A 14,345-nucleotide genomic window follows, 5' to 3' on the forward strand; every position below is an offset into this window, starting at 1 on the left:
TAGTCATCCCCCAATAAAAAAGGCCGCTCCCAGTGGGAGCGGCCTTGCGTCGCGATGGCCTGTGCAGCAAGCCCTTTGGGCCTCAGAACCTGGACCCAGGCTCCAGCAAAAAGTCCATCTCTTCACTGGTGCTTGGCCGTTCCAGCAACAGGTTGCGATGCGGGAAGCGCCCGAACCGGGCAATCACCCGTTGATGCTGCTCGGCATAGTCGAGGAAACCTTCGAACAACCGGCGGTTGGCTTCAGGCTGCTCTTCAAGCAACACCTGATAGCGCTCGACGCACAGGTTCTGCCAGTCCAGCACCTCGGCATGCTCCAGCACCAGCAGCACGAACACCCGCTGGATCGGCAGCAGCTGATAGTCCCAGCCCTTCTGCAGGCCCTGCATGGCCACGACCTGGGCTCGCCGGTCGCCCTCGAAGGCACGCGGCGCGTCGCGATAGATCATGCGCGGCAACTGGTCCAGCAGAATCAGCAGGCCCAGCCAGCCCTGCGGGCTTTGCTGCCACTCGTCGAGCCCGCCCGCCAGGGCCTGCTCGACCAGGTCGCCAAACAGCGCTTGGGCTTCGGCATCGTGATGCTTGCCAAACCACAGCGTGCTCTTCTCGTCAGCCACGGCCTGGGGACTGGTGCCCCAACCGAACCACCACTCCAGCAACGGCTGCCAAGGTGCGAGCATGACTTACTCCTTGTGATAGGCGGTAACGCGCTCGACCTCTTCCTTCGAGCCGAGAATGACCGACACGCGCTGGTGCAGGCTTTCTGGCTTGATGTCGAGGATGCGATCGTAACCGTTGGTGGAGGCGCCGCCGGCCTGTTCGATGATGAACGACATCGGGTTGGCTTCGTACATCAGGCGCAACTTGCCCGGCTTGCTTGGCTCGCGGGCATCACGCGGGTACATGAACAGGCCGCCACGGGTCAGGATGCGGTGCACGTCGGCCACCATCGAGGCGATCCAGCGCATGTTGTAGTTCTTTTTCAGCGGACCGGTTTCGCCGGCCAGCAGTTCGCCTACATAGCGTTGCACCGGGGCTTCCCAGTGGCGCTGGTTGGACATGTTGATGGCGAACTCGGCGGTGGTTTCCGGCACGCGAATGTTTTCGTGGGTGAGCACGAAGCTGCCCAGTTCGCGGTCCAGGGTGAAGCCCTTGACGCCATTGCCCAGGGTGAGGATCAGCATGGTCTGCGGGCCATAGATGGCGTAACCGGCGGCGACTTGCTCGGTGCCTGGCTGCAGGAAGGCTTCTTCGTTGAGGCTTTCGTTCTGGCTCAGGTATTGGTTAGGGCAACGCAGCACCGAGAAGATGGTGCCGACCGAGACGTTGACGTCGATGTTCGACGAACCGTCCAGCGGGTCGAAGACCAGCAGGTAAGCGCCTTTCGGGTATTTGCCCGGGATCTGGTAGGCGTTGTCCATTTCTTCGGAAGCCATGCCGGCCAGGTGGCCGCCCCACTCGTTGGCTTCCAGCAGGATATCGTTGGAAATCACGTCCAGTTTCTTCTGGACTTCGCCCTGCACGTTTTCAGTGCCCATGCTGCCCAACACACCACCGAGGGCGCCTTTGGACACGTGATGGCTGATTTCCTTGCACGCACGCGCCACCACTTCGATCAGGAAGCGCAGATCGGCAGGGGTATTGTTGCTGCGGGTCTGCTCAATCAGATAGCGACTCAGGGTAACGCGGGACATGTATGGCTCCGAACGGATTGGGGGGGATGAAAAACCCCCGCAGTTTACAGGGAGAGTTGCAGGCTAGCGAGTGATGAGACTCGCCACGGCTCTCTGACGGCACAATAGGTCGCTAGTTCAGCCAGCGCCAGGCCGGCTGTCGAGTGGGCCTGCTTTGCAGTCCATTCGCGGGGCAAGCCCGCGAATGGGCCGCAACGCGGCCCCAAATGCTCAATCCAGCGCCTTCCAGATCTCGGTGGCATATTCGCGAATGGTACGGTCCGACGAGAACCAGCCCATCCGCGCCGTGTTCAGCACCGCCATGCGCCACCACTCCTGCGGTGTATGCCACAGGTCTTCGACCCGCCGCTGGGCATCCCAGTACGCATCGAAGTCGGCGCACACCAAGAAGCGGTCATAGACCACCAGCCCGTCGATCAACCCGGCATAGCGCGAAGGGTCGTCCGGCGAGAACACACCGCTGCGAATCGCCTGCAGCACATCATTCAGGCGGTTGGACGCAGCAATCGCAGCACTGGCACCAAAATCACCGTCCTTCTTGCGCGCCTCGACCTGTTGCGCGGTCAGGCCAAAGATGAACATGTTGTCGGCGCCCACCTGCTCGCACATTTCCACGTTGGCACCGTCCAGGGTGCCGATGGTCAGCGCACCGTTCAGGCCGAACTTCATGTTGCTGGTACCCGAAGCTTCATAACCGGCAGTGGATATCTGCTCGGACAGGTCTGCTGCCGGGATGATGCTTTCAGCCAGGCTGACGTTGTAGTTGGGCAGGAACACCACCTTCAGCAGGCCGCGAACGGTCGGGTCATTGTTCACCACCCGGGCGATGTCGTTGGCCAGCTTGATGATCAGCTTGGCCTGGTGATAACTGGCCGCTGCCTTGCCGGCGAAGATCTTCACCCGCGGCACCCAGTTGGTGCCGGGGTCGTTGCGTATGGCTTGGTACAGCGCCACGGTGTGCAGCAGGTTGAGCAACTGGCGCTTGTACTCGTGGATGCGCTTGACCTGCACGTCGAACAACGCCTCGGGGTTCACCGTGACGCCGATGCGGTCCTGAATGATGCTGGCCAGGGCCCGCTTGCTGTGCAAGCGCTGGGCGGCGAACTGCTTGCGAAAACCGGGCTTGTCGGCAAATGGCACCAGCCCGGCCAGGCGCCCCTCAGGGTCGTCCTTGAGCTCCGGCCCGAGTGCTTCGACCAGCATCTCGGTCAACTGCGGATTGGACTGGTACAACCAGCGGCGGAAGGTAATCCCGTTGGTCTTGTTGTTGATGCGCTGCGGGTAAAGCTTGTGCAGCTCGGAGAACACGGTGCTCTTCATCAACGTGCTGTGCAATGCCGAAACGCCGTTGACGCTGTGCGAGCCAAGGAACGCCAGGTTGCCCATGCGCACACGGCGGCCGTTGTCTTCCTCGATCAGCGACACCGCACGCAGCACGTCGAAATCGTGCAACCCTTTGGCCCGCAAGGCGTCGATGTGGAAGGCGTTGATCAGGTAGATGATCTGCATGTGCCGTGGCAGCATGCGCTCCATCAGTGCGACCGGCCAGGTTTCCAGTGCTTCGGGCAGCAAGGTGTGGTTGGTGTAGGCGAGCGTACCTACGGTCAGTTCCCAGGCCTTTTCCCACGGCACTTCATGCTGATCCACCAACAACCGCATCAACTCGGCCACGGCAATTGAAGGGTGGGTGTCGTTCAGTTGGATGGCTGCTGCATCGGGCAGGTTCAGCAGGTCCTTGTGCATGTTCAGGTGACGGCGTAGCAAGTCTTGCAACGAAGCCGACACGAAGAAGTACTCCTGCCGCAGGCGCAGCTCCTGTCCCGCCTCTGTACTGTCGGCCGGGTACAGCACGCGCGATATGCTCTCTGCCCGGGCCACTTCGGCCACGGCACCCAAATGGTCCCCGGCATTGAAGCGCTCCAGGTGTAACTCTTCCAACGCCCGCGCACGCCACAGGCGCAAGGTGTTGACGCTGGACCCTCGCCAGCCGACCACAGGCGTGTCATAGGCCACCGCCCGCACCGTTTCGCCCGGCGACCAGACCTGGCGCTGGGCACCATTGGCATCGTGCAGCGTTTCGACGCTACCGCCGAAACTGATCGGGTAAATCACTTCGGCGCGCTCGAACTCCCAGGGGTTGCCGAAATCCAGCCAGTTTTCCGTCTGCTCCTGCTGCCAACCATCGACCACGGCCTGCCGGAACAGCCCATGCTCGTAGCGAATGCCGTAACCATGGGCGGCGATGCCCAAGGTCGACATGCTTTCCATGAAGCACGCCGCCAGGCGGCCAAGGCCGCCATTGCCCAGCGCAGCGTCCGGCTCGAGCAGGCGAATGCGTTCCAGGTCCACATCCAGCCCTTCCAGCGCATCGCGAGCGATGTCCAGCAGGCCCAGGTTGCTCAGGCTGTCGTACAGCAAGCGCCCGATGAGGAACTCCAGGGAAAGGTAATAGACCCGCTTCTGGCTGCGTCGATAGGCTTGGCGGGTATGGTCCATCCAGTGGTCGACCATGTGATCGCGCGCAGCCAGGGCAATGGCCTCGAACCAGTCATGGTCGAAGGCGTGCTCCGGGTCCTTGCCAACCGCATAGGTCAGCTTGTTCAGTACAGCGGCGCGAAAATCCGCGACTTCGGCGTCACGTGCTTTGGGTTCCTGGGACATGCGACATCCTCGGGCAAGTTGACGAAAGCGGAGGGAGATTGTTGAGACTAGACCCTTCGACAGGGAGTGACAGTTACCGTTCGCAGTTTTCATGCCCACTCTGCGAATCCGGCAAAAGGTTGTTCATAAATTGAACAATTCCGGTATGATCGCGCGCCCCGAGACCGTGATACACCCCTATAAAGATGAAAACGACCCTGATCGCCGCCGCCGAAGTCGACCGCCTGGAAACTTGGCAGCGCTACACCAGCAACATGTGCCATGGCTGCCATTCGACCTGCTGCACCCTGCCAGTGGAGGTGAAGATCAAGGATCTGATCCGTATCGGCGTGGTAGACGAGTTCGAAAAAGACGAACCGCCGAAAAACGTGGCCAAACGCCTGCAGAAGGAAGGCATCATCGAGCGCTTCAACCAGAAGTCGGGGATCTTCACCCTGACCCGGATGAGCAACGATGACTGCATGTATCTGGATCGTAAGAGCCGGCTGTGCACCATTTATGACAAGCGCCCGGATACCTGCCGCAACCACCCCAAGGTCGGGCCGCGGCCGGGGTACTGTGCGTACAAGCCCAAGGTGGTTGGCCGTTGACGGCCACGCCAAGACTCAATAGACTTTTACTCGTCTTGATGTACACGGAGCTTCCTTCAGGAAGTGTCTAGACGCCGCCACCTGGTTCCGGCCGTGCCGGTTGACGGGAGAAATCCCTAAGGGCATCCGCGATACGACCCCCTTCATTGGGGGTTTCGTATTTTTACAGCCTGCTAACGCCTTACAGGTCGTCGAATCGGCTCATTTCTCAGCTTCTTCAGCATCAGCAACCAACCTTTGATCTTCTCATGCCGTTTCAGGTTCGTCGGCCGACTTGAAGGATGGCCGTGGTCACGCACATAGGCACTCTCAACATGAACCTTGAGGCTACGAGCTGAATCGCGGCGCAAGTTGAAATACACCTCGTATCGGCTCCCATCTGGATAGCCAAACTGATTGCCTTCCAGTGTCAGCCAGTTGCTATGGCCCGTAAACAAACATTGCCGCTCGGCCAAAGTAGCCAGGATGGCGGGCAGCTGAAATGAAAGCCTGTGTCGCCTAGGACAAAATGCTCGCCGAATTCCTCGATGGTCGATTAGCAGATGATCGTGGCCAATATCATGAAAATCCAGCTCCATGCCTTGCTTAGGACCATAACTGACACAGTGGCTGGAATACTCGACGACCAGTGTCAACGCTTGCAGCCCCTGCGCTTCAAACCCTGGGATCACCAACAGATGTGATACAGGACGCAAGTGAAGCAAACTCCAGCAGGTACCGGCGACCTCAATTTGGCCACTGGCCAAATGCTCCTTCCACCCCTTGCCTTTCATTGTCAGTCTCAAGCAATTTTCAGCAGGCAGCCTACTGAGGCTATCGACCCTTGCCAAAAACTGCTTGGTAAGCAATTACTTCCATTGAAACATCAAGGCATAAAAAAACGCCCCCGGCCTTTCGACCGGGGGCGTTTTCATTCAGCCTGAGCTAACTCAGTTCTTGGCTTTCTTGGCAGCGCGGGTACGCTCGCCTTCGTCCAGGATCTTCTTGCGCAGACGGATCGACTTAGGCGTGACTTCGCACAGCTCGTCGTCCTGGATGAATTCCAGGGCCTGTTCCAGGGTGTGGCGAACTGGCGGTACCAGGGCGATGACTTCGTCTTTGCCCGAAGCACGCATGTTGTCGAGCTTCTTGCCTTTGGTCGGGTTCACGCCCAGGTCGTTGTCGCGGCTGTTCAGGCCGATGATCTGACCGTTGTAGATCTCCTGACCGTGCTCGACGAACAGCTTGCCGCGCGCCTGCAGGGTTTCCAGCGAGTAGGTCAGTGCCTTGCCAGTCTCGACCGAAACCAGTACGCCGTTGAGGCGGCCGGACATCTGGCCCGACTTCATGGTGTCGTAGCGATCGAAGATCGAGGTCAGGATGCCTGCACCGTTGGTCAGGGTCAGGAACTGGTTACGGAAACCGATCAGACCACGGGCTGGAATGTTGTACTCCAGGCGCACACGGCCCTTGCCATCCGGAACCATGTTGGTCAGGTCGCCTTTACGCAGACCCATCTCTTCCATCACCTTGCCCTGAGATTCTTCAGGGATGTCGATGGTGACGTTCTCGAACGGTTCCTGCTTCACGCCGTCGACTTCACGGATGATGACTTCAGGACGGCCTACGGCCATCTCGAAGCCTTCACGGCGCATGGTTTCGATCAGTACCGACAGGTGCAGCTCACCACGGCCCGATACCTTGAACTTGTCAGGGGAATCGGTTTCCTGAACGCGCAGAGCAACGTTGTACAGCAGCTCTTTGTCCAGACGGTCCTTGATGTTACGGCTGGTGACGAACTTGCCTTCTTTACCGCAGAACGGCGAGTCGTTGACCTGGAAGGTCATGGAAACGGTCGGCTCGTCAACGGTCAGCGGCTTCATCGCTTCTACCGCATCCGGGGCGCACAGGGTGTCGGAGATGAACAGCTCATCGAAACCGCTGATGCAAACGATGTCGCCAGCCTGGGCTTCTTCAACGTCTACACGGTGCAGGCCGTGGTGACCCATCAGCTTCAAGATACGGCCGTTACGCTTCTTGCCGTTGGTGTCGATGGCGACGACCGGGGTGTTCGGCTTGACGCGACCACGGGCGATACGGCCAACGCCGATAACACCGAGGAAGCTGTTGTAGTCCAGTGCGGAGATCTGCATCTGGAACGAGCCGTCACGGTCAACGTCCGGTGCTGGTACGTTGTCGACGATCGACTGGTACAGCGCGGTCATGTCTTCGCCCATCTCGGTGTGGTCCAGGCCGGCAATGCCGTTCAGGGCCGAGGCGTAGACGACTTTGAAGTCCAGCTGTTCGTCGGTAGCACCGAGGTTGTCGAACAGGTCGAAGATCTGGTCCAGAACCCAGTCAGGACGCGCGCCCGGGCGGTCGACCTTGTTGATCACGACGATTGGCTTCAGGCCGGCTTCGAAGGCCTTCTTGGTCACGAAGCGGGTTTGCGGCATCGGGCCGTCTTGGGCATCGACCAGCAGCAGCACCGAGTCGACCATCGACATTACACGCTCAACCTCGCCACCGAAGTCGGCGTGGCCGGGGGTGTCGACGATGTTGATGTGGTAGCCGTTCCAGTTGATGGCGGTGTTTTTCGCCAGAATGGTAATACCGCGCTCTTTTTCCTGGTCGTTGGAGTCCATGACGCGCTCGTCGTTGAGCTCGTTACGCTCCAGAGTGCCGGACTGACGCAGGAGTTTGTCGACCAGGGTGGTTTTACCATGGTCAACGTGGGCGATGATGGCGATGTTACGCAGATTTTCGATCACAAGTGTATCTCGATCAGAGGATTCGGTTGCCGCCCAGTGTAGGCGGCCAATATGTACTGTTTAAGGCTCAGCGGGCCCGGCGGTCGGGAGGGCGATGGCGGATACTGCCGCCATACAGCCCCGGCGTCTTATGTCGGACGATAAACACGCACATTGGCATGTCCCTCACTGAGCAGGTGGTGTGCGTGCAAACGGCTCATCACACCTTTGTCGCAATACAGCAAGTACTGGCGCGTTGGATCCAGGTGCTTGAACTTGCTGTTGATCGCGTAGAACGGCATGGCCTGGACGTCGATACCTTCCAGCACCAGAGGTTCGTCTTCCTGGGCATCAGGGTGACGAATGTCGATGACGATCTGGCCTGGCAGCGCTTCGGCCACTTCCTCGATTTCGATGTCCTTGCCCAGCTCGTCGATCACATGGTCGATGGAAATGAACTTGGCGCGTTCCAAGGCGCGCTCCAGCACGGCCATGTCGAACTGCTTCTCTTCATGTTCCATGCGATGACGCTTGGCGTGGGTGGTCGGGTTTACCGAAATCACGCCACAATATTCTGGCATGTGCTTGGCGAAGTCGGCGGTGCCGATTTCGGTGGCCTGGTCGATGATGTCCTGCTTGTGGCTGGCCAGCAGCGGGCGCAACACCAGCTTGTCGGTGGCCGAGTCGATGATCGACAGGTTCGGCAGCGTCTGGCTGGACACCTGGGAAATCGCCTCGCCCGTCACCAGCGCGTCGATCTGCAGGCGGTCGGCCATGTGCGCGGCACCGCGCAGCATCATGCGCTTGAGGGTCACGCCCATGTAGCTGTTGTCGACCTTGTTGAGGATCTCGCCGACCACTTCTTCGAACGGCACGCTGATGAACAGCACACGCTGGCTGCTGCCGTACTTTTTCCACAGGTAGTGGGCCACTTCCATCACGCCCAGCTCATGGGCACGGCCGCCGAGGTTGAAGAAGCAGAAGTGAGTCATCAGGCCGCGGCGCATCATCTGGTAGGCCGCCACGGTGGAGTCGAAGCCACCAGACATCAGCACCAGGGTTTGCTCCAGAGCGCCCAGCGGGTAGCCACCGATGCCGTTGTGCTGGTTGTGGATCACATACAGGCGCTGGTCGCGGATTTCGATGCGCACCAGCACTTCTGGGTTCTTCAGCTCGATGCCGGCGGCGCCGCACTGCTGGCGCAGCTGGCTGCCGACGTAACGGTCAACGTCCATCGAGGTGAAGTCATGGTGGCCGCCGCGCTTGCAGCGTACGGCAAAGTGCTTGCCGGCCAACAGGTGGCCGAAGTGGTGCTTGCACTTGGCGACGATGTCGTCGAAGTCACCCAGCGGGTATTCCTCTACCTGCAGGAAGTGGGTGATACCCGGCGTGCAGGTGAGGCGATCGATCATCTCGCGCTGGACTTTCTCGTCTTCGACGCGGGTGACCACTTCGAGATTGTCCCACACACCATCGACCGCGAGCTCAGGGTCCAGGTCCTTGAGCACGTTGCGGATGTTCTTGGCGAGCTGGCGGATGAAGCGCTTGCGCACCGGCCGGCTCTTGATGGTGATTTCTGGGAAGACTTTGACGATAAGTTTCATTGGTTAACAGCGCGCGCAGGGCCTGCCGAAAATGAGGGGCGCGAATTATAGCGGAAATTGCTCAGGATTTGACCAACTTTTGATCAGAAGCTTTGAGATAAATGCAGGGAGTGGGTTTTGCAGCGCCTATGCCGGCCCTTTCGCGGGCAAGCCCGCTCCCACAGGAGCTATGCAAGCTTCAGGGAGCACACCGTACCTGTGGGAGCGGGCTTGCCCGCGAAGAGGCCCTCGAAGAAAACACATCAGCCCCCTCATGCACGATATTGGTGCGTCGCCACCAAAAATCGCATCTTAAGGGTGCACTTTTCCCCGCCAACCCACCGCCAAATGCCCGCAAACGCCTTCTTTTATCCCACCCTCGCCATTTTCGGGCACTGGCATGCAATTTGCTCTCTTGTGAGGCAGGTAAGCTTGGCCGACTATCCGCGCCTGGCAACACCCCTTTTCCAGGGCAGCGGCCCACCGCGCTCTAGACCATCCGGAGGACAACATGTCGAAGTCGGTTCAACTCATCAAAGATCATGACGTCAAGTGGATTGATCTGCGTTTCACGGACACCAAAGGCATTCAGCACCACGTGACCATGCCGTCGCGTGATGCGCTGGACGAGGACTTCTTCGAAGTCGGCAAGATGTTCGACGGTTCCTCCATCGCTGGCTGGAAAGGCATCGAAGCTTCCGACATGATCCTGATGCCGGTCGACGACACTGCCGTTCTGGACCCGTTCACCGAAGAACCAACCCTGATCATCACCTGCGACATCGTCGATCCGTCGAGCATGCAGGGCTACGATCGCGACCCACGTGCAATCGCCAAGCGCGCCGAAGAGTACCTGAAGAGCACCGGCATCGGTGACACCGTATTCGCCGGCCCAGAGCCAGAGTTCTTCATCTTCGACGAAGTGAAGTTCCAGTCCGACATCTCCGGTTCGATGTTCAAGATCTTCTCCGAGCAAGGCTCGTGGATGACCGGCGCTGACGTGGAAGGCGGCAACAAAGGCCACCGCCCAGGCGTGAAAGGCGGTTACTTCCCGGTTCCGCCGTTCGACCACGACCACGAAATCCGTACTGCCATGTGCAACGCACTGGAAGAAATGGGCCAGACCGTTGAAGTTCACCACCACGAAGTGGCGACTGCCGGCCAGAACGAAATCGGCGTCAAGTTCAACACCCTGGTGAAGAAAGCTGACGAAGTACAGGCCCTGAAATACGTCGTGCACAACGTTGCCGACGCTTACGGCCGCACCGCCACCTTCATGCCGAAGCCACTGTACGGCGACAACGGCTCGGGCATGCATGTACACATGTCGATCTGGAAAGACGGCAAGAACACCTTCTCGGGTGAAGGCTATGCCGGCCTGTCCGACACCGCCCTGTACTTCATCGGCGGCATCATCAAGCACGGTAAGGCCCTGAACGGCTTCACCAACCCGTCGACCAACTCGTACAAGCGTCTGGTCCCAGGCTTCGAAGCGCCGGTAATGCTGGCCTACTCGGCGCGCAACCGTTCCGCCTCGATCCGTATTCCATACGTCGGCAGCCCGAAAGCCCGCCGCATCGAAGCACGCTTCCCGGACCCATCGGCCAACCCGTACCTGGCCTTCGCGGCCCTGCTGATGGCTGGCCTGGACGGCATCCAGAACAAGATCCACCCAGGCGATGCTGCCGACAAGAACCTGTACGACCTGCCACCCGAAGAGGCCAAGGACATTCCGCAAGTGTGCGGCAGCCTGAAAGAAGCCCTGGAAGAGCTGGACAAAGGCCGTGCGTTCCTGACCAAGGGCGGCGTGTTCTCCGACGACTTCATCGATGCCTTCATCGAGCTGAAGTCGGAAGAAGAAATCAAGGTCCGTACCTTCGTGCACCCGCTGGAATACGAGCTGTACTACAGCTGCTGATCTGATCGGCGCCTCGCGCCGATGACATGATCAAGGAACGGCCTCCCTCTGGAGGCCGTTTTCGTTTCTGCGTCACACAGAATCCTCGCGGCCCGCGCTATGCTCTATCTTGGTGCACATTTGAATGCCGCGCCCCGATTTGCTCCCCAATCTGGTTCAAATTAAACGTTTCATCCAGAGTTTTTGATCCGAATTTGCGCAGAAACAGGCCTTTATCGGCAAATCCCGCTTCTTTTCGGAGCTTTGGTTTGTTTCTTGCATTTCTTGCGGGTAGAGAGTTTCGCATCAGCGGGACCACCGCACCTGGCCCTGGCCAAAGCAGTGCCAGGCAAGCGCCAAAAGAGGTCAACGACGCCTTATGACCATCAGCGATGCACAGCACCGTCTGCTTCTGGACAACCTGACCACCGCCACGTTGCTGCTCAATGCCGAGCTGCGCCTGGAGTACATGAACCCTGCCGCAGAAATGCTGCTGGCCGTCAGCGGCCAACGTAGCCATGGGCAGTTCATCAGCGAGCTGTTCACCGAGTCGACCGAAGCGCTCAGCTCGTTGCGCCAGGCGGTCGAACAGGCGCACCCGTTCACCAAGCGCGAAGCACAACTCACCTCGCTGACCGGGCAGACCATCACCGTCGACTACGCGGTAACCCCTATCCTGAACCAGGGCCAGACCCTGCTGTTGCTGGAGGTGCATCCGCGCGACCGGCTGCTGCGCATCACCAAGGAAGAGGCCCAACTGAGCAAGCAGGAAACCACCAAGATGCTGGTGCGCGGCCTGGCCCACGAAATCAAGAACCCCCTCGGCGGCATCCGCGGCGCAGCACAGTTGCTGTCGCGCGAACTGCCCGAGGAAGGCCTGCGCGACTACACCAACGTGATCATCGAAGAGGCCGACCGCCTGCGTAACCTGGTTGACCGCATGCTCGGTTCGAACAAGCTGCCGTCGCTGGCCATGACCAACATCCACGAAGTGCTGGAGCGGGTTTGCAGCCTGGTCGATGCCGAAAGCCAGGGCTGCATCACTTTGGTGCGCGATTACGACCCAAGCCTGCCGGACGTGCTGATCGACCGCGAGCAGATGATCCAGGCCGTCCTCAACATCGTGCGTAACGCCATGCAGGCGATCAGTTCGCAGAACGAGCTGCGTCTGGGCCGCATCACCCTGCGCAGCCGCGCCTTGCGCCAGTTCACCATCGGCCATGTGCGCCATCGCCTGGTAGCCCGGGTCGAGATCATCGACAACGGCCCGGGCATCCCGCCGGAACTGCAAGACACCCTCTTCTACCCCATGGTCAGTGGCCGCCCGGACGGTACCGGGCTGGGCCTGGCCATTACCCAGAACATCATCAGCCAGCACCAGGGCCTGATCGAGTGTGAAAGCCACGCAGGCCACACCGCCTTCTCGATCTACCTGCCCCTGGAACAAGGAGCCACCGCCTCATGAGCCGAAGTGAAACCGTATGGATCGTCGACGATGATCGCTCCATCCGCTGGGTCCTGGAAAAAGCCCTGCAACAAGAAGGCATGACCACCCAGAGCTTCGACAGCGCAGATGGTGTGATGGGCCGCCTGGCACGCCAGCAACCGGACGTGATCATTTCCGACATCCGCATGCCGGGCACCAGCGGCCTCGACCTGCTGGCGCAGATCCGCGAGCAGCACCCGCGCCTGCCGGTCATCATCATGACCGCCCATTCTGACCTGGACAGCGCGGTGGCGTCGTATCAGGGCGGCGCCTTCGAGTATCTGCCCAAGCCGTTCGACGTGGACGAGGCTGTCTCGCTGGTCAAGCGCGCCAACCAGCATGCCCAGGAACAACAAGGCCTGGATGTGCCGCAGAACCTGGCGCGCACCCCGGAAATCATCGGCGAAGCACCGGCCATGCAGGAGGTGTTCCGCGCCATCGGCCGCCTCAGCCACTCCAACATCACGGTGCTGATCAACGGTGAGTCCGGTACCGGTAAAGAGCTGGTCGCCCACGCCCTGCACCGCCACAGCCCGCGTGCGGCGTCGCCGTTCATTGCCCTGAACATGGCCGCCATCCCCAAGGACTTGATGGAGTCCGAACTGTTCGGCCATGAAAAAGGCGCCTTCACCGGTGCGGCCAACCTGCGTCGGGGACGCTTCGAACAGGCCGATGGCGGCACGCTGTTCCTCGACGAGATCGGTGACATGCCCGCCGACACCCAGACCCGCCTGCTGCGGGTGCTGGCCGATGGCGAGTTTTATCGCGTTGGCGGCCATGTGCCGGTCAAGGTCGACGTGCGCATCATTGCCGCCACCCACCAGAACCTGGAGTCACTGGTGCAGGCCGGCAAATTCCGCGAGGACTTGTTCCACCGCCTGAACGTGATCCGCATCCATATTCCACGACTGGCAGACCGCCGCGAGGACATCCCCGCCCTCGCTCGCCATTTCCTCGCCCGCGCCGCCCAGGAGCTGGCGGTGGAGCCGAAGATCCTCAAGCCAGAGACCGAAGAGTTCATCCGCAACCTGCCGTGGCCGGGCAACGTGCGGCAGATGGAGAACACTTGCCGCTGGATCACCGTGATGGCCTCCAGCCGCGAGGTGCTGATCGGCGACCTGCCGCCTGAGCTATTGAACCTGCCACAGGATGCCGCACCGGTGACCAACTGGGAGCAGGCCCTGCGCCAGTGGGCCGACCAGGCGTTGGCGCGTGGGCAGTCGAACCTGCTGGACAGTGCGGTGCCGAGCTTTGAACGGATCATGATCGAGACGGCGCTCAAGCACACCGCCGGTCGGCGCCGTGATGCGGCGCTGTTGCTGGGCTGGGGGCGCAATACCCTGACGCGCAAGATCAAGGAGCTAGGCATGAATGTCGCGGGTGGTGATGATGAGGAAGGTGACGAGCACTAACCCGTCTTCAACCCGCAAGACTTCTGGGGCCGCTTTGCGGCCCCAGGCATTTCCGCCCTCTGATGCACCGATCCTGTGCCCGCTGCACCTCGCAAAGGCACAAATCCCCTCAAAAACCGGCCAAATACCCCTTAAAGCCCAATATTCACGGGCTTTGCAAAACTGGCACGCCCCCTGCAATAGCTAATACATACCCAGTTTCGGGGGCCCTGGTACAGGCAGGCCGGGTGAACCCCTCTTTTATTCGCAACACCGCCCGTTTTGGGGACCTCGGTACAGGCAGGCCGGGACATC

Annotated in this window: 10 protein-coding genes; 4 read left to right on the forward strand and 6 right to left on the reverse strand. The window is 60.2% G+C overall.

Annotated features, from left to right (window positions below):
• Nucleotides 1-82 precede the first annotated feature (82 nt).
• The 3 genes from QQL85_RS06245 to QQL85_RS06255 form a co-directional block, all read right to left on the reverse strand.
• Entirely contained in the window at nucleotides 83-679 is a 597-nt protein-coding gene (locus QQL85_RS06245) for a DUF924 family protein (RefSeq protein WP_284353163.1), read from the reverse strand.
• A gap of 3 nt (nucleotides 680-682) precedes the next feature.
• Nucleotides 683-1,693 carry a class 1 fructose-bisphosphatase gene (locus tag QQL85_RS06250; RefSeq protein ID WP_003249230.1) on the reverse strand — a complete coding sequence of 337 codons (1,011 nt, stop codon included), beginning with the start codon at nucleotides 1,691-1,693 and terminating at the stop codon, nucleotides 683-685.
• A 210-nt stretch (nucleotides 1,694-1,903) separates the two neighbouring features.
• Nucleotides 1,904-4,354, reverse strand: a complete 2,451-nt coding sequence (locus tag QQL85_RS06255; RefSeq protein ID WP_284353162.1) for a glycogen/starch/alpha-glucan phosphorylase — start codon at nucleotides 4,352-4,354, stop codon at nucleotides 1,904-1,906.
• 185 nt (nucleotides 4,355-4,539) lie between these two features.
• On the opposite strand from QQL85_RS06255, the gene QQL85_RS06260 reads away from it, so the two are divergent.
• Nucleotides 4,540-4,944, forward strand: a complete 405-nt coding sequence (locus QQL85_RS06260) for a YkgJ family cysteine cluster protein (protein WP_003249225.1) — start codon at nucleotides 4,540-4,542, stop codon at nucleotides 4,942-4,944.
• A gap of 173 nt (nucleotides 4,945-5,117) precedes the next feature.
• Here the strand turns inward: QQL85_RS06260 and QQL85_RS06265 are convergent, their stop codons facing one another.
• The 3 genes from QQL85_RS06265 to thiI all read right to left on the reverse strand — a co-directional run bounded on the left by QQL85_RS06265 (nucleotide 5,118) and on the right by thiI (nucleotide 9,277).
• Nucleotides 5,118-5,717: a hypothetical protein gene (locus QQL85_RS06265; protein ID WP_284368764.1), complete on the reverse strand. Its 600-nt coding sequence runs from the start codon at nucleotides 5,715-5,717 to the stop codon at nucleotides 5,118-5,120.
• A gap of 156 nt (nucleotides 5,718-5,873) precedes the next feature.
• Nucleotides 5,874-7,694 carry a translational GTPase TypA gene (gene typA, locus QQL85_RS06270; protein ID WP_201203572.1) on the reverse strand — a complete coding sequence of 607 codons (1,821 nt, stop codon included), beginning with the start codon at nucleotides 7,692-7,694 and terminating at the stop codon, nucleotides 5,874-5,876.
• Between the two features lie 128 nt (nucleotides 7,695-7,822).
• The gene (thiI, locus tag QQL85_RS06275) at nucleotides 7,823-9,277 is read right to left on the reverse strand and encodes a tRNA uracil 4-sulfurtransferase ThiI (protein WP_284353160.1); all 1,455 of its coding nucleotides are present in this window, start codon (nucleotides 9,275-9,277) and stop codon (nucleotides 7,823-7,825) included.
• A 490-nt stretch (nucleotides 9,278-9,767) separates the two neighbouring features.
• Here thiI and glnA point away from each other — a divergent pair, with 490 nt between their 5' ends.
• The 3 genes from glnA (at nucleotide 9,768) to ntrC (ending at nucleotide 14,051) form a co-directional block, all read left to right on the forward strand.
• On the forward strand, nucleotides 9,768-11,174 hold the full coding sequence (glnA, locus tag QQL85_RS06280) for a type I glutamate--ammonia ligase (protein WP_060500655.1): 1,407 nt from the start codon (nucleotides 9,768-9,770) through the stop codon (nucleotides 11,172-11,174).
• 358 nt (nucleotides 11,175-11,532) lie between these two features.
• Complete coding sequence (gene glnL, locus QQL85_RS06285) at nucleotides 11,533-12,618, forward strand: nitrogen regulation protein NR(II) (protein WP_284353159.1); 1,086 nt, start codon at nucleotides 11,533-11,535, stop codon at nucleotides 12,616-12,618.
• Nucleotides 12,615-14,051 carry a nitrogen regulation protein NR(I) gene (ntrC, locus tag QQL85_RS06290; RefSeq protein ID WP_284353158.1) on the forward strand — a complete coding sequence of 479 codons (1,437 nt, stop codon included), beginning with the start codon at nucleotides 12,615-12,617 and terminating at the stop codon, nucleotides 14,049-14,051. Before glnL ends, ntrC begins: the two co-directional genes overlap by 4 nt.
• The last annotated feature ends 294 nt before the right edge of the window (nucleotides 14,052-14,345 follow it).

The sequence above is a fragment of the Pseudomonas putida genome, assembly GCF_030159595.1.
Classification (GTDB): Bacteria; Pseudomonadota; Gammaproteobacteria; order Pseudomonadales; family Pseudomonadaceae; genus Aquipseudomonas; species Aquipseudomonas putida_AC.